Below are 25182 nucleotides of genomic sequence, written 5' to 3' on the forward strand. Positions count from 1 at the left end.
AAAGCCATGTCAAACCTTGAACAGCTGGCGTATTACCAGAAAAAACTCTCCTTTGAAGCCGATTCATGGGATCTCTATCTCGCGCTCAAAGCCGGGGAAAATATCGTGGTCGTGGATGGCCGTAGCGAAGAGGCGTACCAGCGCGAGCATATTCCGGGCGCGATTAACCTGCCGCATAAAGCGCTGTGCTTTAACAACACCACTGAGTTGGATAAATCCAAAGTCTACATCTGCTACTGCGACGGGATCGGCTGTAACGGCTCGACCAAGACCGCGATGAAGCTGCTGACGCTGGGTTTCCAGGTGAAAGAGCTTATCGGCGGGCTGGACTGGTGGAAACGCGACGGTTACGCCACTGAAGGCCATCAGGGCCGCGACGGCACACCGGTAAGCTGCGGCTGCTGATAATCTCTCAAGGCGGATAAGCCTCGCTTTTCCGCCTCATTAAAAAATAACGCTTTTCTCAGGAATTAATGACTAATTCTGACGGGGTTGCTATGTCCGCAAATAATGCTCAGCGGGTTGCTGCGGTATGTGAAAAATTCCGCACGCTGGATATGGAAATCATTATGTCGTGTTTTACGAAGGATGTGACGGTGAATTATAACCAGCTGGATACGCTGCGCGGCAAAGCGGCGTTAAATGAATTCCTGACGCCGCGCTACCGGATACTTGGCGATTATCAGCTTGATAAAAAAATCGTTATGGAAGAAGGCGATCGCGTCTGCGTTGAAGTGCGCGCGAGCTATGTGAATAAAAATACGCAGGTCGCTTTTCAGAGTCGTATTTTTGAAATTCTGGTGTTTGAAGAAAATCTTATTTCCCACTGGGATTATATCGGCCACAGCGAAGAAGTTATTTCCTGGTCAATTTAATGGAGCGCGCAGATGACCACGCAAATGCATTACGCCGGGGATATTCCTGGTAATGAAACGGAATACGATATTATCGGCATCGGTTTTGGCCCGGCGAATATAGCGCTGGCGATTGCCTTAGAAGAGTTTGGCTTTAAAGGAAAATGCCTGTTTCTGGAGCGTCGCGACGGCCCCTGCTGGCAGCCGCAAATGCTGCTGTCGGGCAGCGATATCCAGAACCATCCGGCGCGCGATCTGGTGACGCCGCGCAACCCGCGCAGCCGCTATACCTTTCTCAACTTTTTGTTTGAGAAGAACCGTCTGTTTGAGCATCTCAACCTCGGGCTGGAATTCCCGCTGCGCCGGGAGTTTGCGGAATATGTCACCTGGGTGGCGCAGGCGTTTTCACATCAGGTGAAATACGGGCAGAACGTCACCAGAATCAGCCTTGATAAAAGCGCGACGCCGCAGCGTTATCAGATTGAAACCGCCGATGGCGCCGTGTGGCGCGCCCGCGCGCTGGTGGTGGCGCCGGGGCGCACGCCGCTTATCCCGGAGGTATTTACCCGCGCCAGCCGCGAGCGGGTTTTCCATCTGACGTCCTATCTGGAAAGCCTGGAGAAACTCAATGCGCGTCGTCCGCTGCGCCGGATTGCGGTCGTCGGCGGCAGCCAGAGCGCGGTGGAAATTCTGCTGCATCTGCGCCAGAGCTGGCCGCAGGTGGAGGTTATCAATATTCAGCGCGGCTATGGGTTTCGCCTGAAGGACACCAGCCCGTTTAGCGAACATGTTTATTTCCCGGAGTTCGTGGATTACTACTTTTCCAGCTCTGCGGCGGCGAAGCAAAACATCAACCGCCATCTGCATTACACCAACTACTCCTCGGCGGATAAAGACGTCATTCACCAGCTTTATGTGGGCCTGTACGAAGACAAACTCGCCGGCCAGCAACGGGTGCAGATCCTCGCGAACCAGCAGATAACCGGCTATCGCGAAACGGCCTCGGGCTGCACGCTGCACCTGACCGACAGCCACACTCACCGCCAGCAAACCATAAGCGACCTGGACGGCGTCGTGCTGGCGACCGGTTTTCGCAATCTCGGCAACGGCGAGAGCGAAGAGCTGTGCCCGCCGCTGTTAAGCGAGCTTTACCCGATGATTGAAACCCAGGAGAGCGGCTTTTTGAAAATCAACCGCGACTACAGCCTGAGTTCCCGGCCCGGTTGCGCGCTGCCGCCGCTGTTCCTGAACGGCCTGTGTGAGTCCTCTCACGGTTATGGCGATGCGGGGTCTTTCAGCCTGTTGTCGCTGCGTGCGAAGGATATCTGGATGTCGCTCTCGCCGCTGCTGCAGGAGCAGGAAGTGCCGGTCTGACTCTCTCTTTTCTCTCTGGAAACGGTAAAAAATATGACTACGCATGACACGGTTTTCGAGGTTTTCGCCCGCCATGAGTCCTCGGCGCGCAGCTATTGCCGCAACTTTCCGGTGGTGTTTCAGCGTGCGAGCGGAAGCTATCTGTATGACGCGCAAAATAACGCCTGGCTCGACTTTTTAAGCTGCGCCGGGGCGGTGAACTACGGCCATAACCCCGACGCCCTGAAGCAGGCGCTGCTGGAATATGTCGCTAATGACGGCATCCAGGCCGCGCTGGATCTGCATTCCGAAGCCAAGATGGCGTTTATCCTCGACTTTCACCGGCTGATCCTGGCGCCGCGCGCGCTGGATTACCGGATGCAGTTTACCTCCCCGACCGGCACCAGCGTGGTGGAGTCGGCTATCAAGCTTGCCCGCAAAACGCGCGAGCGCGCCACCATCGTGGCGTTTACCAATGGCTTTCACGGCATGTCGTCAACGGCGCTGGGGCTGACCGGCAATCGCGATAACCGCCAGCCGTGGGCCGATGCGCATGTCTTTCGTCTGCCGTATGAGGGCTATCTCGATGGCCTGGATTCTGTCGCGTATCTGGAAAAACTGCTGACGGATAACAGTTCCGGGCTCGACGTGCCCGCGGCGGTTATCCTGGAGACCGTACAGGGCGAAGGGGGCGTGAATGTCGCCTCTGCCGGGTGGCTGCAACGGCTGCGCGAGCTGACCCGTCGCCACAATATTTTGCTGATCGTGGATGATATTCAGGCGGGTTGCGGGCGTACCGGCGAGTTTTTCAGTTTTGAGTTCGCGGGTATCGAGCCGGATATCGTCTGCCTGTCTAAATCGTTAAGCGGCTACGGCCTGCCGTTTTCGCTGCTGCTCTATAAACCGGAGCTGGATCAGTGGAGCCCTGGCGAAGACAACGGCACCTTTCGCGGCAACACCACGGCATTCGTCACCGCCCGCGCCGCGCTGACCGCGTTCTGGGCCGACGACGCGCTGAGCCAGCATGTGTTTCAGCTTGAAAGCGTGGTGAAACAGTGGCTGGCGGAAATCCATCTGCGCTTTGCGCCCTTTATCAAAGCGACCCGTGGCCGCGGCCTGTTTTACGGTATTGAGTTCCACCAGCCGGAACACGCCCGCGCCATATCGCGCGCCTGTTTTGAGCAGAAGATGATTATCGAACGGGCAGGCGATCGCGATCAGGTGGTGAAACTGATGCCCGCGCTGACCATCAGCGAGGCGCAGCTGCGCGACGGGCTCGACATCCTGCAGCGTGCGATCGAAGGCGTGCTGGCCGACGCGCTGCTTGACCAGCCGATCGCCGTATAAGGAGCCGATCATGACGTATGACGTGTTAATTGTCGGCAGCGGCGTGGGCGGAAGCGCCTGCGCCATCCTGCTGCGCCAGCGGGGCATGACGGTGCGGCTTATCGAAAAAATGCCGGACGCGCAGCGCTATAAAAAGCTTTGCACCCATTTTATCCAGCCCGCCGCGATACCGGTGCTGGAGCAGCTCAACATGGCGGCGCTTGCCAGCCCGCCTTACAGCGTGCGCACCAAAGCGGCGTTTATTACCGCCGCCGGGTATATCGACCCGGAAGGCGGCTACGGCCCAGCGAGCGAAGGGTACGCGCTGAATCTTGAGCGGTCGGTGCTGGACCCGGCGCTGCGCCAGCAGGCGGAAAACGCGGGCGTGGAGAGCGGGTTTGGCGAGCATGTCACGGCGCTTGAACGCACGCCGGACGGCTGGACGCTGACCATTGAGAAAGACGCGCAGACGCGGTTGGTGCAGGGCCGGGTGCTGGTGGCCGCCGACGGTCGCACCTCCGCCATCGCCCGACTGACGGGTAACGAGGCTGTGGCGCATGAAAACCAGCGGGCGACGTTCTTCGCATATTGCGCGGGCATCACCGCGCCGGAGCAGGGGCGCTCGCTCTTTGCCCACAGCGCGGGCGGCATGGCATTTCTTTATCCGTTAACGGGCGGACGCACGCTGCTGTCGGCTTATGTGGATAAAGAGACGGCGAAACGCTGGCAGGAGGAGGGCGCAGAACAGGCGTTGCTGCGCTACTTCACGACCGTGCCGCAGATGCCGGACGTGCGAAACGCGCGCTTTGAGACGCCGGTTTACGGTTATCAGGATTATCCAAGCCTGGTGCGTCAGCCGGTGCACGCGGATATCGCCTTTATCGGCGACGCGGCGCTTTCGCTCGACCCGATGAGCGGCGTGGGATGCAGCTTTGCGCTCCAGGCGGCGTCGATGCTTGCGGCAGCGCTGGGCGAGCAGGCGAGCCTGCCTGCGGCGCTGAAGGCTTACGCGCAGCGCTTCAACGGCTATTTCCCGGCCCACGCGCGCGGCATTATCGCCGATTCGCTGATAACCAAAGACGAAGCCCGCCAGCAGCAGCTGTATCAGGCGATTCTTGCGGATCCGATGCTGCAACGGCAGTACCGCGATCTGACCGGTCGTCTGCTGTCGCCGCCGGCGTTTCAGAATGCGTATCTGGTGAGTAAAGCGCGCCAGCGTACCGCCACGGCGCGGGCAGGCGCATAAGGAGAGAAGATGTCTGAGCAATCTGTCGCCGCGCTGGAGGCGGTCATTCTGGAAAAGCTGGCGCTACAGCTGCCCGATAAAGGGCCGCTCGGCGCGCAGACCCCCTTCGCGTCGCTGGGTGTGGATTCGATAGGCGTGGTGATCCTCGTGGCGGAACTTGAGAGCGAGCTGGATTTCGTTTTCGACCCGGCTGACCTGGATATGACCCACTTTACGCATGCCGGGCGTCTCGCCTCGCTGTTGCACAGTAAATATCAGCTCACAGGAGAGTGACATGATGACGGATATTCTCTATCCGCACGATGCGCAGCTCTACGATCGCCGCTTTATGAATTGCGCCGAGCGTCACGCCGTGGTGTTTCTTAAAGAACGCCGCGCACAAACCGATCTGCTTTTTTACCGCGCGCTGGTAAGCAGCGATGAGATTTTTCGCCAGATCATTCAGCAAAAAAAGCCGAAATATAATTTTGTGAATGGCTGCTTTAACGAGCCGGACTTAAACGCGCTGGGCATTTATCCCCACGAATTACGGGGCGACGATTTTGCGCAAATTAAGCCGGATGTCGATGCGCTTATTCGCCAGTATGGATTTGTGCTTATTTCCGGTTCGGTCTTTTATTTCCCGCACTGTCCGGAATACCGGCAGAAACATTTGCATCATCTGGTAGTGCTGAACGGCGTGGATGAGGCGCGTGACCGTTATCAGGTCGCGGATGATAACCCGGCCAGCGTGCTGTGCCAGTATCAGTATGGATTACAGGAGGTAGCGGGCTTTTTTGATAATAACGGCGACCGGCTGGCGCGCTGGTTTACGCTTGATCATTACAACAGCGACGATGCAACACGCTATTTCCATCAGGCGCTGCGCGATTACCTCACCCATTATCAGGACAGCCAGCAATTTTTATCCGGCATTGAGGACTACCTGAAAGATAATTTTGAAGCACGTGAAATTAAATTGCAGTTATTACATGACGGATTCAGTTTACTATCAGGATCGCGAACGCTGTTCGCTCACTATTTATCGCTTCAGCATCCCGACCAGGACGCCATGACTGAACTGGCGCGCCAGCTCGGCCAGCAGGCCTTTATTCTGAAAAGCCTGGTGGTGAAAGCGCGCATTACCCAGCGGCTGGATATTGCCGACCTGGCGACGCGCGCCCGACAGTTTCAGGAGCAGGAAAGCGCTTTGTTACAGGCATTACGCACTCTGCTGCGAGGACATTGAGATGACCACAACGGTACAGAAAAAAGGCTACGGGGCGCTGCTGCGCGAAAAACGCTTCTTTCCGTTCTTTTACAGCCAGATCCTGACGAACCTGGGCGACGGGCTGTTTTCCGTTTCGCTTATCTATTACGCGCTGAAGATTGGCTCGTCTTCGGCGACGCTTGGGGCCATCGTGTTTGCTATTACGCTGACGCGCGGCCTGCTCGGCCCGCTGGGCGGCGTCATTAGCGACCGGCTCGACCGCCGCCGCTACGTAATTTGCCTTGAAGTGTTGCGCACCCTGAGCGTACTGGCGATCCCCGCGCTCTATTATGCGGGCTTGCTGAATATTTACGGGCTGTCGGCTATCGGCGTGTTTATCTCCACGCTGTTTGCGATTTCCGTACCGGCGGCCAAAGCGCTGATCCCGACGCTTGCCGGGACGGAACGCCTGCAGCTGGCGAACGGACTGATCCAGACCGTTACCTGGCCCGCGTTTTTCCTCGGCTCCGGCCTGCTGGCGGTACTCCAGGACCGCATTCCTTCTCAGATGCTGTTTGTGGTGACCGGCGTGGTCTTCGGCGTCTCCGGCCTGCTGTTGTGGACGATGCCGAAGAGCGCACCGCGCACCGCCCCCACGAACCGCCTGACGCCCGGCGTGTTTTTCCAGGAGCTGCGCAACGGTTATCAGGTGTTGCATGTTGACCCGGTGATGCGCACCCGCGTCTGGCTGTATGGCGCGTTTACGTTCTTCTGGCGCGGCAGCCTGCAAATTTGCATCCCGATCCTTATCCTGCGCACGCTGGAAAGCCCGCCGTGGCTCTACGGCGCGCTGATGTTTGCCAACGGGCTTGCGGAGCTGCTGGCGAATTTGTGGGTCGGGAAGCGGTTCTTCCAGCGTCCGCTGCTGTTTACCTATTCCTGCGAAGTGCTGCTCGGAAGCGGCCTGCTGCTGCTGGCGCTGAGCCTGTGGCTGCCGTTCACTTACCTCTGGCTGTTCTCGGCGGTGATTCTGATTGGCGTCGCGGCCGCGACCATTGATATCCCGCTGCTGACGGTGATTCAGAAGCAGATCCCGGCGGAACATGTCGGGAAGGTGATCAGCTACTGGTTTACTATCGGCTCGTGCGGCGGCGCGGCAGGGTCTTTGCTGCTGGGAATGCTGTTTGAGCTAGTGCCTGTCAGCAGCGGTATTGTGATAACCGGCGCGGTGTGCCTGTTTATTGGCCTGGCGTTCTATAGCTGGGCGCAAAAGCGCAATACGTTTATTGAAGAACGCAGCGTGGACGTGGTGGTATAAGGGCGTTAAAGCTCAATTAACAACGGGTTAGATGAGTGAGTGGATGCTTACTACACAAAGCCAGGGATGGCGAACATCAGCAGCGAAAGACGAGCGTAAAAGCAGGACTCATTGCTTTCGCTCCCTTCAGCTTTTCCTGAAACGTTGGTAATGACGCTAACAGGCACAATATGAAAGGCTTTTTTGTAAAGCCGGTAAGCGGTAATGTGATGTTTTTAGGGAACAATGCGTGGACGAATACGCCTCTCAGAGGCGGCATCCCGAATGTATGATGGGCGTGTATCGGACTATGAACAAATCTCTCCTGTTTTGCCTCGTTTTTGCCTTTTTTTGCCCTGTCACGCAGGCCAGTGAATGCACGAAAGAGAAAGCGCAAGCCGCAGAAAATGCCGTCGATCATCTCAATACCTGGGCTGCGGTATACGAAAGTTATGTGCGTTACTCGTCATGTGATGAGGGCAGTCCTGGCGAAGGGCAGTCGGAAGCCGTTATCCGTCTTTTAGCTGACCAGTGGCGCACGTTGCCGGCTTTAGATGCCCTCGTAAAACGCCAGCCCGCATTTGAGCAGTGGGTGCTCAGCCATATTGATTCGACGCTCGATTCTGACTCTCTGCAACAGACAGAGGATAACGCTAAAACGCAATGCCCATCGGGGCACGCCGCGCTTTGCAAAAAAATTGCCGCAGCGGCCTCTGAAGCGATAAATGAAAGCTAATCTCTACAGCGAACCCGCAGGGCTCTCTGGCATCCCGGCTGACAATAAAAACCCGCATTAACAGTTGGTTAATGCGGGTTATGATCAATGCGTTTTCATCACTACATCCATTTAATGGCAGCTCAAACAACATTCAGACTGCCTTTGACCGGGGCTTTCAATTAAGACTGAAGCTGCGAGGCTCAGTTATTCAGAACCTTCGTCAACTCAGCTTCTTTCGTGACTGTATTGAAGTACAAATAGAAAAGATCCCCCTCGGGGTGGCCTGGCTTTGACCAGATTTCCTTATCTCCAAGATGACGCTTTTCCTTTGTATATCCGAGCTGCTCCAGATAAGCGCGCAGCGGCGCTACCTCACTCACCCCTTTAAAAATAATACTATTTGAAGGTGCGTAACCATCGCCAGGATGCGCTTCGAAATGGTAGTTATTGGTGATACGCGGTGCGTTTTCAATATCCTTGTCTGTAAGCGTGTGATACTTGAAAACGTCGCTTTCAGAGTAAGTCGTCGTTTCGTTACTGCCAGATGCGACGAACCCTATAAAAAGCCATCCGAGGATAAATATCGTGATAACCAGCAGGGCGTACCCCTTGACGGCTTTTAACAGAACGTTCATTTCTTCGCTCCCATGAACGAAAGCGATGTACCTGCATTGGTCATCACCTTAACCACACCAGATGTAAAATCGTCCCAGGGCCTCATCCATCTCATGAAGTGGGGTAAATTTACTGTATATGGCTGGTGTCGGACGCACGGATCATCCGGATCAGGAAAAAGAATAGGGCGGAACCCGCGGTTCTTATAGGAGCCTATAGCTCCGTAGTAATCCCATCGCCGAATAGCTGCGCTATAACTGACGGGTCTGAGGCGATAACCATATCGACCCGGAATGATAGCCCGATAGAATCCAAACAGATCGGAAACCAAATCTTCTCCACTAAAACCGCTATCAGTGTACCAGGAAAATGACCGAAGGCTTTGTAAGCCTTCAAATACAGACGCAGTGTTCATCATCATCGCCAGCATTATTCTGTTGATATCTTCAGTGCTTCTGCCGCGTTTAATTTCCCAGTGAGAGAATTTGCCTATGCCAACGCGCGATTTGAACTTGATGATCCCCATATCCTGCCGATACATAACCCGGTAAGATGGTTTACCGCTACGCTCCCCCTTAAGAAATTGATGTCTAAGCGCAGCGACATCATTGCCTCGGGAATGTCCCATATCAAGCCAGCCTAATACCTCGGTGTAGACTATACCTCTGTCCAACACGTCAAATAAGGTCCCGTCCTTTATTTCATTTCTGGTACTCACGCTTTAATATCCCTATTAAAAGTGAGTGTTAATGTTATAGCTGTTTTTTAAACCGATCCAGCCAGGATGCAGCTTCAAACATCGTTCAAGGAAGCTGAGCCCTAAAGCTATTAAGCAGGGTTATCTCTTACCTCAATAACATATAAAAAACCCGCATTAACAGGTGATTAATGCGGGTTAGTGGAGGCTTACTGACAACGGTGGTGCGGCGTTATTTACCGATGCAGAAGCTTGAGAAAATACGGCCCAGCAGATCGTCGGAGGTGAATTCACCGGTTATCTCGCTTAACGCCTGCTGCGCCAGACGCAGCTCTTCGGCCAGCAGTTCGCCAGCCCAGGCGCCCAGCAGCTGCGCTTTGCCCTGTTGTAAGTGGTTGGCCGCCGTTTCCAGCGCCTGCAGATGGCGTCGGCGGGCCAGGAAGCCGCCTTCCATGCTGGTATCAAACCCCATGCTTTGCTTCAGGTGGTTGCGCAGCACGTCCACGCCCTCATTCGTGCGCGCCGAAAGGCGGATAAGTGAGTGACCATTCACTTCGCTTATGCCTGGCTGCTCGCCGGTAACGTCTGCTTTATTACGCACCACGGTGATCGGCAGTTTCGCGGGCAGACGGGCGATAAAATCGGGCCAGATTTGCGCCGGGTCGGTGGCGTCGGTCGTGGTGCCGTCAACCATAAACAGTACGCGGTCGGCCTGTTCGATTTCCTGCCAGGCGCGCTCAATGCCGATGCGTTCCACTTCATCGCTCGCCTCGCGCAGACCGGCGGTGTCGATGATATGCAACGGCATGCCGTCGATGTGAATATGCTCGCGCAGCACGTCACGGGTCGTGCCCGCGATATCCGTCACAATTGCCGCCTCGCGGCCCGCCAGCGCGTTCAGCAGGCTCGATTTGCCCGCGTTTGGACGACCGGCAATCACCACTTTCATCCCTTCGCGCAGCAGGCTGCCCTGACGCGCTTCGGCGCGTACCGCGTCGAGATCGCCGATGACCTCGTTAAGCTGCGCCTCGATTTTGCCGTCGGAGAGAAAGTCGATCTCTTCATCGGGGAAATCGATAGCCGCTTCGACAAAAATGCGCAGGTGCGTCAGCGCCTCGACCAGATGGTTCACGCGCGCGGAGAACGCGCCCTGTAGCGAGTTCAGCGCCGAGCGCGCCGCCTGTTCAGAGCTGGCGTCAATCAGATCGGCGATGGCTTCCGCCTGCGCGAGATCGAGCTTGTCGTTAAGAAACGCCCGCTCGGAGAATTCGCCAGGCCTTGCGATACGCACGCCAGGCAGGGTGAGGATGCGCTTTAACAGCAGATCCAGAATCACCGGGCCGCCGTGGCCCTGCAATTCCAGCACGTCTTCGCCGGTAAAGGAGTTGGGGCCCGGGAACCACAGCGCGATCCCCTGATCGAGCGCCGTGCCGTCGGCATCTTTAAACGGCAGATAATCGGCATAGCGCGCTTTCGGCAGTTTGCCCAGCACCGCCTGCGCCACGTCCCGCGCCTGCTGGCCGGAGACGCGCAGAATGCCTACGCCGCCGCGTCCGGGAGGCGTCGCCTGGGCGACAATGGTGTCGTTATGGCTCATGGTTTGTCTCGTGTCATACCAATAAAAAGGGCGGTCATCAGACCGCCCTTAACGTGATGTTTCCTTTGCCGGATGGCGGCTTCGCCTCATCCGGTTAACTACCGAATCAGGACTTTTTCTTCTCGCGGCTGTGCAGACCGCGTTTTTCCAGACCACGGTAGATCAGCTGCTGCTGAAGGATGGTGACCAGGTTGCTGACGATATAGTACAGCACCAGACCGGACGGGAACCACAGGAAGAAGACCGTAAAGATGACCGGCATAAAGGTCATAATCTTCTGCTGCATCGGGTCGGTCACGGTGGTCGGCGACATCTTCTGAATGAAGAACATGGTCGCGCCCATCAGGATCGGCAGAATGTAGTACGGGTCCTGCGCGGAAAGGTCGTGGATCCACAGCGCGAACGGCGCGTGACGCAGTTCCACAGAGCCCATCAGCATGTAATACAGCGCAAGGAAGATTGGCATCTGAATCAGCAGCGGGAAGCAGCCGCCCAGCGGGTTCACTTTCTCCGCTTTGTACAGCGCCATCATCTCCTGGCTCATACGCTGTTTATCGTCACCCAGACGCTCGCGCATTGCCTGAATCTTCGGCTGCAGCAGGCGCATTTTCGCCATGGAGGTGTACTGGGCTTTGGTCAGCGGGTACATCACGCCACGAACGATAAAGGTGATAGCGATGATAGAGAAGCCCCAGTTGCCGAGGAAGCTGTGGATCCATTTCAGCAGCTTGAACAGCGGCTGAGAGATGAACCACAACCAGCCGTAGTCAACGGTCAGGTCAAGGTGCGGCGCAACGGCGGCCATTTTGTCCTGAATCTCCGGGCCGACCCACAGGGTGCTCGCAAGCGCCGCCGTCTGGCCTGGCTGTACCTGAACCGGCGCGGATTTGTAGCCGATAGCGGCCACACCGTTACCCAGGTTCGCGGTATAGAAGTTGTTGGTGCCGTTGTTGGCCGGAACCCACGCGGTCGCGAAATACTGCTGGAGCATTGCGACCCAGCCGCCTTTGGCGCTCACGTTCAGGTTTTCATCATCGGCGATAGTATCGAACTTATATTTCTCATACTTCTCGTCCGGCGTGGAGTACGCCGCGCCGCGGAAAGTATGCAGAGCAAAGTTGTTGCTGCCGGTATCGCGATGGCTCGGCAGATCGATAGTCTGCTTCAGCTGGCCGAACGTGGCGACTTCAAGCGGCTGCGTGCCGGCGTTCTTCACGTTGTAACCCACATACACAGCGTACTGACCGCGTTTCAGGGCGAACGTTTTGGTGAAGGTGTTGCCAGCCGCATCGGTGAAGGTCATCGGGATCAGCAGTTCATTCTGACCGTCAGCCAGGACGTAGGTGTCGCTATCGACATTATAAAGCGGGCGACCCTCGTTGTTATTCGGGTTGTCCGGGCCGTTACGACCGGTCAGGCCGCTCTGTGCCTGATAAACGAAGTTCGGCGTCGTTTCCAGCAGCTGGAAAGGTTCGCTGGAGCCCAGCTCTTTCGGGTATGCCAGCAGAAGCGCCTGCTCGATGTCGCCACCACGGGTGTTGATGGTAAGAGAAAGGACATCGGTCTTAACGGTAATGAGTTTCCCCTGGCCACTGGCCGGTACGCCCTGGCTTGCGGCGCTACCCGCTGCGGTGGTCGTAGTCTGCGTGGTCTGCTGAACCTGGGGTTTTGGAGCTTTATCTTGCTCCCAGGCTTGCCAGATCATGAAAGACACGAACAACAAAGCGATGACAAAAAGATTGCGTTGCGAATCCATCGTTAGTGTTCTCTGGTATCAAAAGGTCCTGGCGGGACGGGGTCGTCTCCACCCGGGTTCAAAGGGTGGCATTTTAATACGCGTTTCACTGTCAACCAACTGCCTTTTAACACCCCAAACCTGCGCAATGCCTCAATTCCGTACTGCGAACAGGTGGGGTGAAAACGGCAATGCGGCCCGAGAAGCGGACTAATGAAGCGTTGATAGACCCGGATGAGGGCTATCAGGAGCCGCGAACCAGGCGACAATGACGACGCCATAATTTTTCCAAAGCTTCCGAAAGCTCCCGGTTATCGAGGTCGGCAATCCCGCGCTTCGCCACCACCACGAAATCCATAGGCGGAAGTTCATGCTGACGTAAACGGAAGCTTTCACGCGTCAGACGTTTAATCCGATTGCGTTCATGGGCGCGTTTGACGTTTTTCTTGGCGACTGTGAGACCGATGCGGGGATGCCCCAGCGAATTAAGGCGGCCGAGGATGGTGATTTGCGGCGTGCCAGCCCGTTGTGGCTGCTGGAAGACGAAGGTGAAATGAGCGGGAGTTAACAAACGTAACTCCCTGGGAAATGCGAGCTTAACCACTAAGGGGTTAGCTATTACTTGGAAACGGTCAGACGAGCGCGGCCTTTAGCACGACGACGTGCCAGAACCTGACGACCATTTTTAGTAGCCATACGAGCACGGAAGCCGTGAGAACGGTTGCGCTTCAGTACAGACGGTTGAAAAGTGCGTTTCATGGCGATTTCTACCTAAACTTGAATAAATTCACTGACTTTGCGTATGCGCGAACGGCCTGCCGGACGACTTACGCCAAAGTAATCGACGATTAAAGAGGCCGGATTGTAATAATTGTACACTCCGGAGTCAATTCACTTTCCTTATTTCCCGCGCTTTTCACCTCAGTTCGAGGATAAAAAACACGCAAAATTGAGGCGATAAACCGCGCTTTACGCACCGGGTGGGGAATTATACGGGCTCGCCAACAAAGCGCAAGGATCGAGCGGGATCTTCGTTAGATCGATAAAGCGAAATTTTCGCGATCGTCATTAATTTTTCCGATATGCCGGTCAAATCGTGCCGCAGCCAGGTAAGGATCGATTACACTTAAGCGTCCTGACGCAGGCCTGTGGATAAATCGGGAAGAATCTGTGAGAAACAGGAGATCTCTGTCTCGCTTTAGGCTATGATCCGCGGTCCCGATCGGGATCCCTGATCTCAGGCATCGGGTATAAAACCGCAAATAGCGGTTCGCACGCCTCCCGGCTCGGGGCTTGTCGGCGTGTGTCAACAATCATGAATGTTTCAGTCTTCGTCTTTTATCGACTTTTGTTCGAGTGGAGTCCGCCGTGTCACTTTCGCTTTGGCAGCAGTGTCTTGCCCGATTGCAGGATGAGTTACCAGCCACTGAATTCAGCATGTGGATACGCCCCCTACAGGCGGAACTGAGCGATAACACGCTGGCTTTGTATGCGCCAAACCGGTTTGTGCTCGATTGGGTAAGGGACAAATACCTCAATAATATTAACGGATTACTGAATGATTTCTGCGGCTCTGACGCGCCGTTGCTGCGCTTTGAAGTCGGTACTAAACCGCTGACGCAAACGACGCCCGCGCCCGCAAGCCAGGCGGTAAAGCCTGCGCAGGCGGCGCCCGCTGCGGCGCCCGTGCGCCCGGCGTGGGACAACGTGCCCGCGCCTGCGGAGCCGTCCTACCGCTCTAACGTCAACGTCAAACACACCTTTGATAACTTCGTTGAGGGTAAATCCAACCAGCTGGCCCGCGCGGCGGCGCGTCAGGTGGCGGATAACCCCGGCGGTGCCTATAACCCGCTTTTCCTTTATGGCGGCACCGGCCTTGGTAAAACGCACCTGCTGCATGCGGTCGGCAACGGCATCATGGCGCGCAAGCCGAATGCCAAAGTCGTCTATATGCACTCTGAGCGGTTCGTGCAGGACATGGTCAAAGCGCTGCAAAACAACGCCATTGAAGAGTTCAAACGCTACTACCGTTCGGTGGATGCGCTGCTTATTGACGATATCCAGTTCTTCGCCAATAAAGAGCGATCCCAGGAAGAGTTTTTCCACACCTTCAACGCCCTGCTGGAAGGCAATCAGCAGATCATCCTGACGTCGGATCGTTACCCGAAAGAGATCAACGGGGTTGAGGATCGTCTGAAATCGCGCTTCGGCTGGGGTCTCACGGTAGCCATTGAGCCGCCGGAGTTAGAAACTCGCGTGGCGATCCTGATGAAAAAGGCGGATGAAAACGATATCCGCCTGCCAGGCGAAGTTGCCTTTTTTATTGCCAAGCGTCTGCGATCCAACGTGCGTGAGCTGGAAGGCGCGCTGAACCGCGTGATAGCCAACGCCAACTTTACCGGTCGCGCCATTACTATTGATTTCGTGCGCGAGGCGCTGCGCGATCTGCTGGCGCTCCAGGAAAAACTGGTCACTATCGACAATATTCAAAAGACGGTGGCGGAGTACTACAAGATCAAGGTGGCGGATTTGCTCTCCAAGCGGCGTTCCCGCTCGGTTGCGCGTCCGCGCCAGATGGCGATGGCGCTCGCCAAAGAGCTGACCAACCACAGCCTGCCGGAAATCGGCGATGCGTTTGGCGGCCGCGACCACACCACGGTGCTGCACGCCTGTCGCAAGATAGAGCAGCTGCGTGAGGAAAGCCACGATATCAAAGAAGATTTCTCCAATTTAATCAGAACATTATCTTCGTGACGCTATGAAATTTACCGTTGAACGTGAACATTTATTAAAGCCGCTCCAGCAGGTCAGCGGCCCGCTGGGTGGCCGTCCGACGCTGCCTATTCTCGGCAACCTGTTGCTCCAGGTCGCGGACGGCGCGCTGTCGCTGACCGGCACCGATCTGGAAATGGAGATGGTGGCGCGCGTCGCGTTAGTGCAACCGCATGAGCCGGGTGCCACCACCGTACCGGCCCGTAAATTCTTTGATATCTGCCGCGGCCTGCCGGAAGGCGCGGAAATCGCCGTTCAGCTGGATGGCGACCGCATGCGCGTGAGCTCGGGACGCAGCCGCTTCTCGCTCTCTACGCTGCCCGCGGCGGATTTCCCGAACCTGGACGACTGGCAGAGCGAAGTGGAATTTACGCTTGCGCAGGCGACTATGAAACGTCTGATTGAAGCCACGCAATTTTCGATGGCGCATCAGGATGTGCGTTACTACTTAAACGGCATGCTGTTTGAAACCGAAGGCGAAGATCTGCGTACCGTCGCGACCGACGGCCACCGTCTGGCGGTCTGTTCGATGCCGGTTGGTCAGCCGTTGCCGAACCATTCGGTGATCGTGCCGCGTAAAGGCGTGCTGGAGCTGATGCGTATGCTCGACGGCGGCGACGCCCCGCTGCGTATTCAGATTGGCAGCAACAATATTCGCGCGCATGTCGGTGATTTCATCTTTACTTCGAAGCTGGTCGATGGCCGCTTCCCGGATTACCGTCGCGTCCTGCCGAAAAACCCGGACAAAACGCTGGAAGCCGGCTGCGATATCCTCAAGCAGGCCTTTGCCCGCGCGGCGATCCTCTCGAATGAGAAATTCCGCGGCGTGCGTCTGTATGTGAGCGAAAACCAGCTGAAAATCACCGCCAATAACCCGGAACAGGAAGAAGCGGAAGAGATCCTCGACGTCACCTACGCGGGCACGGAGATGGAAATCGGCTTTAACGTCAGTTACGTGCTGGATGTGCTTAACGCGCTGAAGTGCGAGAACGTGCGCATTCTGCTGACGGATTCGGTGTCGAGCGTGCAGATTGAAGACGCGGCGAGTAGTTCCGCAGCCTATGTTGTTATGCCCATGCGTCTGTAGAGTTTGCAAAAGGGGCTGGTTTACTTGCCATTTCGCCTCCCGGCAGTGCTCGAAATGCTCACGTACTATGTGTACGCTCCGCTTTCTGCGCGCTGGCGGTAGCCGAACTGGCTGCGACACCAACGCCCCCCTGTCTCTGAGAGTATGCACGCCCTGGACCGGAAAAGTTCTTAATGTCACTGACGCGTCTCCTTATCAAAGATTTCCGCAATATTGAAAATGCGGATCTCGCGCTCTCTCCTGGTTTCAACTTTCTGGTTGGCGCGAACGGCAGCGGGAAAACCAGCGTGCTGGAAGCGATTTACACGCTGGGCCACGGACGCGCGTTTCGCAGCCTGCAAATCGGGCGCGTGATTCGCCACGAACAGGATGCCTTTATTCTTCATGGGCGGCTGCAGGGCGACGAACGCGAAGTCTCGGTCGGCTTGACGAAAGATCGCAACGGCGACAGCACGGTGCGTATCGACGGTAGCGACGGTCATAAAGTGGCCGAACTGGCGCAACTGATGCCGATGCAATTAATTACCCCTGAGGGGTTTACTTTGCTCGGCGGCGGCCCCAAATACAGAAGAGCGTTCCTCGACTGGGGATGCTTCCATAACGAACCGGGCTTTTTTGTCGCCTGGAGCAACTTAAAGCGCCTGCTCAAACAGCGCAACGCCGCGCTGCGACAGGTGACCCGCTATGAACAACTGCGCCCGTGGGACCGTGAACTGGTTCCGCTGGCCGAACAGATAAGTCAGTGGCGCGCCAGCTACAGCGAGGCGATCGCCAGCGATATGGCCGATACCTGCGCTCAGTTTTTGCCGGAATTTACGCTCACCTTTTCTTTCCAGCGCGGCTGGGAGAAAGAGAGCGATTACGCCGACGTGCTGGAGCGCGGCTTTGAACGCGACCGGATGCTGACCTATACCGCGCATGGCCCACACAAGGCCGATTTCCGCATTCGCGCCGACGGCGCGCCGGTGGAAGATACGCTGTCGCGCGGGCAGCTCAAGCTCCTGATGTGCGCGCTGCGTCTGGCGCAGGGTGAGTTTCTCACCCGCGAAAGCGGACGACGCTGTCTTTATCTGATAGATGATTTTGCCTCTGAACTCGACGACGCCCGACGTGGGCTTCTGGCGCAGCGCCTGAAGGCCACGCAGTCGCAAGTCTTTGTTAGCGCGATTAGCGCCGAACATATTCTCGACATGACGGACAAAAATTCGAAGATGTTCGCTGTCGATCAGGGTAAAATAACGGATTAACCCAAGTTAAAATGAGCGAGAAACGTTGATGTCGAATTCTTATGACTCCTCCAGTATCAAAGTCCTGAAAGGGCTGGATGCGGTGCGTAAGCGCCCGGGTATGTATATCGGCGATACGGATGACGGCACCGGTCTGCACCACATGGTATTCGAGGTGGTAGATAACGCTATCGACGAAGCGCTCGCGGGTCACTGTAAAGATATCGTCGTGACCATCCATGCCGACAACTCTGTCTCGGTATCGGATGACGGGCGCGGCATTCCGACCGGTATTCACCCGGAAGAAGGCGTTTCGGCGGCGGAAGTTATCATGACCGTTCTGCACGCGGGCGGTAAATTTGACGATAACTCCTATAAAGTCTCCGGCGGTCTGCACGGCGTAGGCGTATCCGTAGTGAACGCCCTGTCGCAGAAACTGGAACTGGTGATTCGCCGCGAAGGCAAGATCCACCAGCAGACTTACGTGCACGGCGTGCCGCAAGCGCCACTGGCCGTGACCGGCGATACCGAACAGACCGGTACGCAGGTTCGCTTCTGGCCAAGCCACGAAACCTTTACCAACGTCACTGAATTTGAATATGAAATCCTGGCGAAGCGCCTGCGCGAGCTCTCGTTCCTGAACTCCGGCGTCTCGATTCGTCTTGTGGATAAACGCGACGGCAAACAGGATCACTTCCATTACGAAGGCGGCATCAAGGCGTTTGTTGAGTACCTCAACAAGAACAAAACGCCTATCCACCCGAACATTTTCTATTTCTCCACCGAGAAAGATGGTATTGGCGTGGAAGTGGCGCTGCAGTGGAATGACGGTTTCCAGGAAAACATCTACTGCTTTACCAACAACATTCCGCAGCGCGACGGCGGTACGCACCTCGCGGGTTTCCGCGCAGCGATGACCCGTACGCTGAACGCGTATATGGATAAAGAAGGCTACAGCAAAAAAGCGAAAGTCAGCGCCACCGGCGATGATGCGCGCGAAGGGCTGATTGCCGTGGTATCCGTGAAAGTGCCGGACCCGAAATTCTCCTCCCAGACCAAAGACAAACTGGTCTCCTCCGAGGTGAAATCGGCGGTTGAGCAACAGATGAACGAACTGCTGGCGGAATACCTGCTGGAGAACCCGTCTGATGCGAAAATCGTGGTCGGCAAAATTATCGACGCCGCGCGCGCCCGTGAAGCGGCACGCAAAGCCCGTGAGATGACCCGTCGTAAAGGCGCGCTGGATCTCGCCGGCCTGCCGGGCAAGCTAGCGGATTGCCAGGAGCGCGACCCGGCTCACTCTGAACTCTACCTGGTGGAAGGGGACTCCGCGGGCGGTTCTGCAAAACAGGGCCGTAACCGTAAGAATCAGGCGATCCTGCCGCTGAAAGGGAAAATCCTGAACGTGGAGAAAGCGCGCTTTGACAAAATGCTCTCTTCCCAGGAAGTCGCGACGCTGATTACCGCGCTTGGCTGCGGCATCGGCCGTGACGAATACAACCCGGATAAGCTGCGCTATCACAGCATCATCATCATGACCGATGCGGACGTCGACGGCTCGCACATCCGTACGCTGCTGTTGACCTTCTTCTATCGTCAGATGCCGGAAATCATCGAGCGCGGCCACGTCTATATCGCTCAGCCGCCGCTGTATAAAGTGAAGAAAGGCAAGCAGGAACAGTATATTAAAGACGACGAGGCGATGGATCAGTATCAGATAGCCATCGCGCTGGACGGCGCGACGCTGCATACGAATGCGAGCGCGCCAGCTATCGCCGGCGAAGTGCTGGAGAAACTGGTGTCTGAGTACAACGGCGCGCAGAAGATGATCAACCGTATGGAGCGTCGCTACCCGCGCGCGCTGCTGAAAGAGCTGGTCTATCAGCCGACGCTGACGGAAGAGACGCTGGCCGATGAAGCGAACGTGACCCGCTGGGTTTCCGCGCTTATCACCACGCTCAATGAAAACGAGCAGCATGGCAGCGTCTGGAAATACGACATCCGCGAAAACGCCGAAACGCGTCGTTTCGAGCCGGTAGTGCGCGTGCGTACCCACGGCGTCGACACCGATTACGTGCTTGATCACGAGTTCGTGACCGGCGGCGAATACCGTCGTCTCTGCACGCTCGGCGAGAAGCTGCGCGGCCTGATTGAAGAAGATGCGTTTATCGAGCGCGGCGAACGTCGTCAGCCGGTGGCGAGCTTCGAGCAGGCGCTGGACTGGCTGGTGAAAGAGTCCCGTCGTGGTCTCGCTATCCAGCGTTATAAAGGTCTCGGCGAGATGAACCCGGAGCAGCTTTGGGAAACCACAATGGATCCGGAAAGCCGTCGTATGCTGCGCGTCACCGTCAAAGACGCGATTGCCGCCGACCAGCTTTTCACCACGCTGATGGGCGATGCCGTTGAGCCGCGCCGCGCCTTTATCGAAGAAAACGCCCTGAAAGCGGCGAATATCGATATCTGATAACGCCTGATGGCGGGTAGCGCGTTGCTGACCCGCCTGGCGTACGACGCAGAATGTCGTTTTGTAAGGTGGGTGCGTGCAGCGTACCCACCTTTTCTTTTAATCATCCCTGACGGCGGGGGGCGCTTTGCTTATCCGGCCTGCATGCGACGTAGAATGTTATGTCGTAGAGAATAAGCGCAGCGCATCCACCCTGACATGCGCCTGCATTAACCGGCATTTTCCCTGCGGATCCATCCCCTTTTCTCGCCCCGGCTGCTACTGTTTTTTGAGCAGAATCGCGTTAGCATGCCAAAAGGCTTATTTATGCAGGGGAACTCATGGCTATCAAACTTATCGCAATCGACATGGATGGCACTTTACTGCTACCCGATCACACCATTTCACCGGGCGTGAAAAACGCCATCGCCGCGGCTCGTGAACAGGGCATCAACGTAGTGCTGACCACTGGACGTCCTTATGCTGGCGTGGAGAGCTATCTGCGCGAGCTGCAGATGGATAAACCCGGCGATTACTGCATCACCTATAACGGCGCGCTGGTGCAAAAGGCGAGCGACGGTAGCACCGTGGCGCAAACCCCGCTTAACTATGACGATTACCGCTATCTGGAGCAGCTCTCCCGCGAAGTCGGCTCGCACTTCCACGCGCTGGACCGCACCACGCTCTACACCGCGAACCGCGATATCAGCCGCTATACCGTTCATGAATCTTTTGTCGCCACTATTCCGCTGGTGTTCTGTGAGGCGGAAAAAATGGACCCGAACATGACCTTCCTGAAGGTGATGATGATTGACGAGCCGGACATCCTCGATAAAGCCATCACGCGCATTCCGCAGGAAGTGAAAGAGAAATATACGGTGCTGAAAAGCGCGCCGTACTTCCTGGAAATTCTTGATAAACGCGTTACCAAAGGCACCGGCGTCAAATCACTGGCTGAGGTCTTAAACATTCAGCCGGAAGAGGTGATGGCGATAGGGGACCAGGAAAATGACATTGCGATGCTGGAGTATGCGGGCATCGGCGTGGCGATGGAAAATGCCATCGATGCCGTGAAAGAGGCCGCCAACGTCGTGACCCGCTCGAACCTGGAAGATGGCGTCGCATACGCTATTGAGAAATTCGCACTGCGTTAACAGGGTGACGCGCCGCACGTTAATCGGCGGACGGCGCGTCAGAAATGTAAACATTAACAACGTGATACAGAGCGTTAATACGCATCAGAACAGGGTACTTCGCAGCAGTTTCATGGCTTTCTTCTTTCTGCCTCACCACATTTTGCATTTCTGCTGACCGCAGGAGGCAAAAAGCCTCAAGCGCCGCCGCCATTATAAATCGCCTTTTCTGCGCTAACCTATCGAAACCCTACGGGCGTTTTGCTGAATCTTTGCGCCTTTTCCCTGCTGCCTTTCTGTCATTCGCGTTATTTCCTACCATTATCAGCTCACTTGATGAATCCCGCTCAGCTATCACTCCCGATATATCCTTTTGTCGTTTTTGTGATCTAAATTGTAGTACAACGAATATAGATTGTACTACATTGAACCCATCAGCACGGCCACCCGCGTCACGGTTGTACTTCAAAAATGCGGCGAAATTCGGCGGTCAGGGTAAAGTAAGCGAAGAAACCTCGCGTGAAAGGAACCCAAAGCATGACCAAAACCGACCGCATCATCGTTACGCTGGGCCGCCAGATTGTCGGCGGGAAATATGTACCGGGCGCCGCGCTCCCCGCCGAAGCGGAGCTGTGTGAAGAGTTTGAAACCTCGCGCAATATCATCCGCGAGGTATATCGCTCGCTGATGGCGAAGCGGCTGATAGAGATGAAACGCTATCGCGGGGCCTTTGTTGCGCCGCGTAACCAGTGGAACTACCTCGACACCGAGGTGTTGCAGTGGGTGCTGGAGCACGACGACGACCCGCGTCTTATCGCCTCTATGAGCGAAGTGCGCAATCTGGTCGAACCCGCCATTGCCCGCTGGGCGGCGGAGCGCGCCACCTCAAACGATCTGGCGCGCATTGAGGCGGCGCTCAACGACATGATTGCCAACAACCAGGATCGTGACGCGTTTAACGAAGCAGACATCCGCTATCACGAAGCGGTGCTGGAGGCGGTGCACAACCCGGTGTTGCAACAGCTCAGCGTGGCTATCAGCTCTTTGCAACGGGCCGTGTTTGAGCGCACCTGGATGGGCGATGAGGCCAACATGCCGAAAACGCTCCAGGAACATAAGGCGCTGTTCGATGCGATACGGCATCAGGATGGCGAGGCGGCGGAGCAGGCGGCGTTAACCATGATCGCAAGCTCCACAAAAAGGCTTAAGGAAATCACATGACATCTCGCTACATCGCTATCGACTGGGGTTCCACGAATCTTCGCGCCTGGCTTTTTCAGGACGAGCAATGCCTGGAGAGCAGGCAATCGGAGGCGGGCGTCACCCGCCTTAACGGCAGAACCCCCGACGCGGTGTTAGCGCAGGTGACCGAAGGCTGGCGCGACGCCACCACGCCCGTCGTCATGGCCGGGATGGTGGGCAGCAACGCGGGCTGGATCATCGCTCCTTATCTCCCTTGCCCGGCGCGTTTCGCCGATATCGCCAGCCAGCTCACCACCGTCGCGCCCGACGTTTTTATCATTCCCGGTCTGTGCGTGACGCGTGACGATAACCTCAACGTCATGCGTGGCGAAGAAACCCAACTGCTGGGTGCCCGCGAACTTGCCCCCGCGCCGCTCTATATTATGCCCGGCACGCACTGCAAATGGGTGCAGGCCGATAACGCGCAGGTCAGCGACTTTCGCACCGTCATGACCGGCGAACTGCACCATCTTCTCTTGACCCATTCGCTTATCGGCGCGGGCCTGCCTGAACAGCAGCCGGACGCCGACGCCTTTCAGGCGGGCCTTGAGCAGGGCGTGGCTACCGATGCGCCGCTGGCGCGCCTGTTCGAAGTGCGCGCCGCCCATGTCCTGGGCACGCTTGCGCGCGAACACGTCTCTGAATTCCTTTCCGGGTTGCTGATTGGCAATGAAGTGGCAAGCCAGGTTCGCCACTGGCAGCCAGACCGCAAGCAACCTCTCACGCTGGTCGCCAGTCCTTCGCTTGCGAGCCGTTACCAGCACGCGCTGACGCTGCTGGGGTACACGGCCCGGACGCTTGAGGGCGACCACGCATTTCAGGCAGGCATAAGGAGTCTCGCTCATGCAGTGGCACACTGATCTCCCTCTTATCGCAATCTTACGTGGCATTACCCCGCCGGAAGCTGAAGCGCATGTCGCCGCGGTGCTCGACGCTGGTTTTGACGCGGTAGAGGTCCCGCTTAACTCGCCGCAGTGGCAGGAGAGCTTGCCGATGCTGGTGAAGGCATTCGGCGAGCGTGCGCTGATTGGCGCGGGCACGGTGCTGAAGCCGGAGCAGGTCGACGAGCTGGCGCAAATGGGCTGCAAGCTTATCGTCACACCGAACATTCAGCCTGACGTCATCAAACGCGCGGTGGGTTACGGCATGACCGTCTGCCCCGGCTGCGCCACGGCGACCGAGGCGTTCACCGCCATTGAGGCAGGCGCGCAGGCGCTGAAAATCTTCCCGTCCGCCGCCTTCGGCCCTGATTACATCAAAGCGTTAAAAGCCGTACTGCCGCCGGACATCCCGGTCTTCGCGGTCGGCGGCGTCACGCCGGAAAACCTGGCGGTGTGGCTGAAAGCGGGCTGCGTGGGCGCCGGGCTTGGCAGCGATCTTTACCGCGCCGGACAGCCGGTTGAGCGCACGGCCGCGCAGGCGAAAGCATTTGTTAAGGCGTATCGAGAGGCAGTGCAATGAAAATTACCAAACTAACGACGTACCGTTTACCGCCCCGCTGGATGTTTCTCAAGATTGAGACGGATGAAGGCGTGGTCGGATGGGGCGAGCCGGTTATTGAGGGGCGTGCCCGCACGGTCGAGGCGGCGGTGCATGAGCTTGGCGAATACCTGATTGGCCAGGATCCGGCCCGCATCAACGACTTATGGCAGGTGATGTATCGCGGCGGTTTCTATCGCGGCGGCCCCATTCTGATGAGCGCCATCGCGGGTATCGACCAGGCGCTGTGGGATATTAAAGGTAAAGTGCTGAACGCGCCGGTCTGGCAGCTGATGGGCGGCCTGGTGCGCGACAAAATTAAAGCCTACAGCTGGGTTGGCGGCGACCGTCCGGCGGAAGTGATCGCCGGTATTAAAACGCTGCGCCAGATAGGTTTCGACACCTTTAAATTAAATGGCTGCGAAGAGTTAGGGATTATTGATGACTCGCGCAAAGTGGACGCCGCGGTAAATACCGTTGCGCAGATCCGTGAGGAATTTGGCAGCGAAATCGAGTTCGGTCTGGATTTCCACGGACGCGTCAGCGCGCCAATGGCGAAAATATTAATTAAAGAACTTGAACCTTATCGTCCTTTATTTATTGAAGAGCCGGTATTAGCCGAGCAGGCGGAATATTATCCGCGTCTCGCCGCGCAAACGCATATTCCGATCGCGGCAGGCGAACGCATGTTCTCGCGCTTTGAATTTAAACGCGTGCTCGAAGCAGGCGGCCTCGCCATTCTCCAGCCCGATTTATCGCACGCGGGCGGTATTACCGAATGCGCGAAAATCGCCGCGATGGCGGAAGCCTATGACGTTGGCCTCGCGCCGCACTGCCCGTTGGGCCCTGTTGCCCTGGCGGCCTGCCTGCATGTGGATTTCATCTCGCGCAACGCGGTATTCCAGGAGCAGAGCATGGGCATCCACTATAACCAGGGCGCAGAGCTGCTTGATTTCGTTAAAAATAAAGACGATTTCAAAATGGAAGGCGGCTACTTCCAGCCGTTGATGAAGCCGGGCCTGGGTGTCGAGATCGATGAAGAGCAGGTCGTTGAGCGCAGCAAACAGTGCGCAGACTGGCGTAATCCTTTGTGGCGGCATGCCGATGGCTCCGTCGCCGAATGGTAATGCCCGTCCTATTTCGCGCTGCAACGGCGTTGGCTGCGTTAATTCG

27 protein-coding genes are annotated in these 25182 nt (G+C 56.7%); 18 read left to right on the forward strand and 9 right to left on the reverse strand.

Annotation, left to right across the window (positions count from 1 at the left end; translation table 11 throughout):
- Window positions 1-6 precede the first annotated feature (6 nt).
- From AFK67_RS00205 to AFK67_RS00245, 9 genes are all read left to right on the forward strand, one after another.
- Entirely contained in the window at window positions 7-405 is a 399-nt protein-coding gene (locus tag AFK67_RS00205) for a rhodanese-like domain-containing protein (RefSeq protein ID WP_007732908.1), read from the forward strand.
- 92 nt (window positions 406-497) lie between these two features.
- Window positions 498-875, forward strand: a complete 378-nt coding sequence (locus AFK67_RS00210) for a nuclear transport factor 2 family protein (protein ID WP_007732906.1) — start codon at window positions 498-500, stop codon at window positions 873-875.
- 12 nt (window positions 876-887) lie between these two features.
- Window positions 888-2228, forward strand: a complete 1341-nt coding sequence (locus AFK67_RS00215) for a SidA/IucD/PvdA family monooxygenase (RefSeq protein ID WP_007732904.1) — start codon at window positions 888-890, stop codon at window positions 2226-2228.
- A 33-nt stretch (window positions 2229-2261) separates the two neighbouring features.
- Window positions 2262-3554, forward strand: coding sequence for a diaminobutyrate--2-oxoglutarate transaminase (gene ectB / locus AFK67_RS00220; protein ID WP_038884290.1), 1293 nt, complete (start codon window positions 2262-2264; stop codon window positions 3552-3554).
- A 10-nt stretch (window positions 3555-3564) separates the two neighbouring features.
- Complete coding sequence (locus AFK67_RS00225; RefSeq protein WP_007732899.1) at window positions 3565-4779, forward strand: NAD(P)/FAD-dependent oxidoreductase; 1215 nt, start codon at window positions 3565-3567, stop codon at window positions 4777-4779.
- A 9-nt stretch (window positions 4780-4788) separates the two neighbouring features.
- On the forward strand, window positions 4789-5052 hold the full coding sequence (locus tag AFK67_RS00230; protein WP_007677858.1) for an acyl carrier protein: 264 nt from the start codon (window positions 4789-4791) through the stop codon (window positions 5050-5052).
- Between the two features lies 1 nt (window position 5053).
- Window positions 5054-6007: a cysteine peptidase family C39 domain-containing protein gene (locus AFK67_RS00235; protein WP_007732897.1), complete on the forward strand. Its 954-nt coding sequence runs from the start codon at window positions 5054-5056 to the stop codon at window positions 6005-6007.
- Window position 6008: 1 nt separating this feature from the next.
- Window positions 6009-7286 carry an MFS transporter gene (locus tag AFK67_RS00240; RefSeq protein WP_007732893.1) on the forward strand — a complete coding sequence of 426 codons (1278 nt, stop codon included), beginning with the start codon at window positions 6009-6011 and terminating at the stop codon, window positions 7284-7286.
- A gap of 289 nt (window positions 7287-7575) precedes the next feature.
- Entirely contained in the window at window positions 7576-8001 is a 426-nt protein-coding gene (locus AFK67_RS00245; RefSeq protein ID WP_007732884.1) for a hypothetical protein, read from the forward strand.
- Window positions 8002-8183: 182 nt separating this feature from the next.
- Here AFK67_RS00245 and AFK67_RS00250 read toward each other — a convergent pair whose 3' ends face one another.
- The 8 genes from AFK67_RS00250 to AFK67_RS23690 all read right to left on the reverse strand — a co-directional run bounded on the left by AFK67_RS00250 (window position 8184) and on the right by AFK67_RS23690 (window position 13696).
- Complete coding sequence (locus AFK67_RS00250) at window positions 8184-8618, reverse strand: hypothetical protein (protein ID WP_032967659.1); 435 nt, start codon at window positions 8616-8618, stop codon at window positions 8184-8186.
- Window positions 8615-9316 carry a hypothetical protein gene (locus AFK67_RS00255; RefSeq protein ID WP_032967658.1) on the reverse strand — a complete coding sequence of 234 codons (702 nt, stop codon included), beginning with the start codon at window positions 9314-9316 and terminating at the stop codon, window positions 8615-8617. The genes AFK67_RS00250 and AFK67_RS00255 overlap by 4 nt, the downstream gene beginning before the upstream one ends.
- 211 nt (window positions 9317-9527) lie before the next feature.
- Window positions 9528-10892 (reverse strand): tRNA uridine-5-carboxymethylaminomethyl(34) synthesis GTPase MnmE, encoded by a 1365-nt coding sequence (gene mnmE / locus AFK67_RS00260; RefSeq protein ID WP_007732866.1) that lies wholly within the window; start codon window positions 10890-10892, stop codon window positions 9528-9530.
- Window positions 10893-10998: 106 nt separating this feature from the next.
- Window positions 10999-12648 (reverse strand): membrane protein insertase YidC, encoded by a 1650-nt coding sequence (yidC, locus tag AFK67_RS00265; protein ID WP_007732862.1) that lies wholly within the window; start codon window positions 12646-12648, stop codon window positions 10999-11001.
- A gap of 2 nt (window positions 12649-12650) precedes the next feature.
- Window positions 12651-12908 (reverse strand): membrane protein insertion efficiency factor YidD, encoded by a 258-nt coding sequence (gene yidD / locus AFK67_RS21350; protein WP_004386003.1) that lies wholly within the window; start codon window positions 12906-12908, stop codon window positions 12651-12653.
- On the reverse strand, window positions 12872-13231 hold the full coding sequence (rnpA, locus tag AFK67_RS00270; protein ID WP_004386002.1) for a ribonuclease P protein component: 360 nt from the start codon (window positions 13229-13231) through the stop codon (window positions 12872-12874). Before rnpA ends, yidD begins: the two co-directional genes overlap by 37 nt.
- 14 nt (window positions 13232-13245) lie before the next feature.
- Window positions 13246-13386 carry a 50S ribosomal protein L34 gene (rpmH, locus tag AFK67_RS21355; RefSeq protein WP_000831330.1) on the reverse strand — a complete coding sequence of 47 codons (141 nt, stop codon included), beginning with the start codon at window positions 13384-13386 and terminating at the stop codon, window positions 13246-13248.
- 229 nt (window positions 13387-13615) lie between these two features.
- Complete coding sequence (locus AFK67_RS23690; RefSeq protein WP_418884790.1) at window positions 13616-13696, reverse strand: hypothetical protein; 81 nt, start codon at window positions 13694-13696, stop codon at window positions 13616-13618.
- Window positions 13697-13995: 299 nt separating this feature from the next.
- Between AFK67_RS23690 and dnaA the strand changes: the two genes are divergently transcribed.
- The 5 genes from dnaA (at window position 13996) to yidA (ending at window position 21309) form a co-directional block, all read left to right on the forward strand.
- On the forward strand, window positions 13996-15381 hold the full coding sequence (dnaA, locus tag AFK67_RS00275; RefSeq protein ID WP_038866323.1) for a chromosomal replication initiator protein DnaA: 1386 nt from the start codon (window positions 13996-13998) through the stop codon (window positions 15379-15381).
- A 4-nt stretch (window positions 15382-15385) separates the two neighbouring features.
- Complete coding sequence (gene dnaN / locus AFK67_RS00280) at window positions 15386-16486, forward strand: DNA polymerase III subunit beta (RefSeq protein WP_007732851.1); 1101 nt, start codon at window positions 15386-15388, stop codon at window positions 16484-16486.
- A 173-nt stretch (window positions 16487-16659) separates the two neighbouring features.
- Entirely contained in the window at window positions 16660-17733 is a 1074-nt protein-coding gene (gene recF, locus AFK67_RS00285; RefSeq protein ID WP_007732847.1) for a DNA replication/repair protein RecF, read from the forward strand.
- 28 nt (window positions 17734-17761) lie between these two features.
- Window positions 17762-20176 carry a DNA topoisomerase (ATP-hydrolyzing) subunit B gene (gene gyrB / locus AFK67_RS00290; protein WP_032967657.1) on the forward strand — a complete coding sequence of 805 codons (2415 nt, stop codon included), beginning with the start codon at window positions 17762-17764 and terminating at the stop codon, window positions 20174-20176.
- Between the two features lie 320 nt (window positions 20177-20496).
- Window positions 20497-21309, forward strand: a complete 813-nt coding sequence (yidA, locus tag AFK67_RS00295; RefSeq protein WP_007729357.1) for a sugar-phosphatase — start codon at window positions 20497-20499, stop codon at window positions 21307-21309.
- 19 nt (window positions 21310-21328) lie between these two features.
- Here the strand turns inward: yidA and AFK67_RS23040 are convergent, their stop codons facing one another.
- Complete coding sequence (locus AFK67_RS23040; RefSeq protein ID WP_007729359.1) at window positions 21329-21502, reverse strand: DUF5431 family protein; 174 nt, start codon at window positions 21500-21502, stop codon at window positions 21329-21331.
- A 323-nt stretch (window positions 21503-21825) separates the two neighbouring features.
- Between AFK67_RS23040 and dgoR the strand changes: the two genes are divergently transcribed.
- The 4 genes from dgoR to dgoD are packed head-to-tail and all read left to right on the forward strand — an operon-like array spanning window position 21826 to window position 25136.
- Window positions 21826-22509 (forward strand): D-galactonate utilization transcriptional regulator DgoR, encoded by a 684-nt coding sequence (gene dgoR, locus AFK67_RS00300; RefSeq protein WP_007729362.1) that lies wholly within the window; start codon window positions 21826-21828, stop codon window positions 22507-22509.
- Window positions 22506-23390: a 2-dehydro-3-deoxygalactonokinase gene (locus tag AFK67_RS00305; RefSeq protein WP_007729365.1), complete on the forward strand. Its 885-nt coding sequence runs from the start codon at window positions 22506-22508 to the stop codon at window positions 23388-23390. Before dgoR ends, AFK67_RS00305 begins: the two co-directional genes overlap by 4 nt.
- Window positions 23374-23991, forward strand: a complete 618-nt coding sequence (locus tag AFK67_RS00310) for a 2-dehydro-3-deoxy-6-phosphogalactonate aldolase (protein WP_007729367.1) — start codon at window positions 23374-23376, stop codon at window positions 23989-23991. The genes AFK67_RS00305 and AFK67_RS00310 overlap by 17 nt, the downstream gene beginning before the upstream one ends.
- The gene (gene dgoD / locus AFK67_RS00315) at window positions 23988-25136 is read left to right on the forward strand and encodes a galactonate dehydratase (protein ID WP_007729371.1); all 1149 of its coding nucleotides are present in this window, start codon (window positions 23988-23990) and stop codon (window positions 25134-25136) included. Before AFK67_RS00310 ends, dgoD begins: the two co-directional genes overlap by 4 nt.
- The last annotated feature ends 46 nt before the right edge of the window (window positions 25137-25182 follow it).

The organism is Cronobacter dublinensis subsp. dublinensis LMG 23823, from assembly GCF_001277235.1.
In the GTDB taxonomy this organism is placed as follows: Bacteria; Pseudomonadota; Gammaproteobacteria; order Enterobacterales; family Enterobacteriaceae; genus Cronobacter; species Cronobacter dublinensis.

What these genes read in the sequence shown, in the direction of transcription:
- dnaN (WP_007732851.1), top strand. Translation starts at nt 15,386, where the DNA reads ATGAAATTTACCGTTGAACGTGAACATTTATTAAAGCCGCTCCAGCAG.
- yidC (WP_007732862.1), bottom strand. Translation starts at nt 12,648, where the DNA reads ATGGATTCGCAACGCAATCTTTTTGTCATCGCTTTGTTGTTCGTGTCT.
- AFK67_RS00205 (WP_007732908.1), top strand. Translation starts at nt 7, where the DNA reads ATGTCAAACCTTGAACAGCTGGCGTATTACCAGAAAAAACTCTCCTTT.
- AFK67_RS23040 (WP_007729359.1), bottom strand. Translation starts at nt 21,502, where the DNA reads ATGGCGGCGGCGCTTGAGGCTTTTTGCCTCCTGCGGTCAGCAGAAATG.
- yidA (WP_007729357.1), top strand. Translation starts at nt 20,497, where the DNA reads ATGGCTATCAAACTTATCGCAATCGACATGGATGGCACTTTACTGCTA.
- dgoR (WP_007729362.1), top strand. Translation starts at nt 21,826, where the DNA reads ATGACCAAAACCGACCGCATCATCGTTACGCTGGGCCGCCAGATTGTC.
- AFK67_RS00310 (WP_007729367.1), top strand. Translation starts at nt 23,374, where the DNA reads ATGCAGTGGCACACTGATCTCCCTCTTATCGCAATCTTACGTGGCATT.
- rpmH (WP_000831330.1), bottom strand. Translation starts at nt 13,386, where the DNA reads ATGAAACGCACTTTTCAACCGTCTGTACTGAAGCGCAACCGTTCTCAC.
- dgoD (WP_007729371.1), top strand. Translation starts at nt 23,988, where the DNA reads ATGAAAATTACCAAACTAACGACGTACCGTTTACCGCCCCGCTGGATG.
- recF (WP_007732847.1), top strand. Translation starts at nt 16,660, where the DNA reads ATGTCACTGACGCGTCTCCTTATCAAAGATTTCCGCAATATTGAAAAT.
- AFK67_RS23690 (WP_418884790.1), bottom strand. Translation starts at nt 13,696, where the DNA reads ATGACGATCGCGAAAATTTCGCTTTATCGATCTAACGAAGATCCCGCT.
- AFK67_RS00305 (WP_007729365.1), top strand. Translation starts at nt 22,506, where the DNA reads ATGACATCTCGCTACATCGCTATCGACTGGGGTTCCACGAATCTTCGC.
- AFK67_RS00245 (WP_007732884.1), top strand. Translation starts at nt 7,576, where the DNA reads ATGAACAAATCTCTCCTGTTTTGCCTCGTTTTTGCCTTTTTTTGCCCT.
- AFK67_RS00225 (WP_007732899.1), top strand. Translation starts at nt 3,565, where the DNA reads ATGACGTATGACGTGTTAATTGTCGGCAGCGGCGTGGGCGGAAGCGCC.
- yidD (WP_004386003.1), bottom strand. Translation starts at nt 12,908, where the DNA reads ATGGCGTCGTCATTGTCGCCTGGTTCGCGGCTCCTGATAGCCCTCATC.
- mnmE (WP_007732866.1), bottom strand. Translation starts at nt 10,892, where the DNA reads ATGAGCCATAACGACACCATTGTCGCCCAGGCGACGCCTCCCGGACGC.
- AFK67_RS00235 (WP_007732897.1), top strand. Translation starts at nt 5,054, where the DNA reads ATGATGACGGATATTCTCTATCCGCACGATGCGCAGCTCTACGATCGC.
- AFK67_RS00215 (WP_007732904.1), top strand. Translation starts at nt 888, where the DNA reads ATGACCACGCAAATGCATTACGCCGGGGATATTCCTGGTAATGAAACG.
- AFK67_RS00210 (WP_007732906.1), top strand. Translation starts at nt 498, where the DNA reads ATGTCCGCAAATAATGCTCAGCGGGTTGCTGCGGTATGTGAAAAATTC.
- AFK67_RS00230 (WP_007677858.1), top strand. Translation starts at nt 4,789, where the DNA reads ATGTCTGAGCAATCTGTCGCCGCGCTGGAGGCGGTCATTCTGGAAAAG.
- ectB (WP_038884290.1), top strand. Translation starts at nt 2,262, where the DNA reads ATGACTACGCATGACACGGTTTTCGAGGTTTTCGCCCGCCATGAGTCC.
- AFK67_RS00250 (WP_032967659.1), bottom strand. Translation starts at nt 8,618, where the DNA reads ATGAACGTTCTGTTAAAAGCCGTCAAGGGGTACGCCCTGCTGGTTATC.
- AFK67_RS00240 (WP_007732893.1), top strand. Translation starts at nt 6,009, where the DNA reads ATGACCACAACGGTACAGAAAAAAGGCTACGGGGCGCTGCTGCGCGAA.
- gyrB (WP_032967657.1), top strand. Translation starts at nt 17,762, where the DNA reads ATGTCGAATTCTTATGACTCCTCCAGTATCAAAGTCCTGAAAGGGCTG.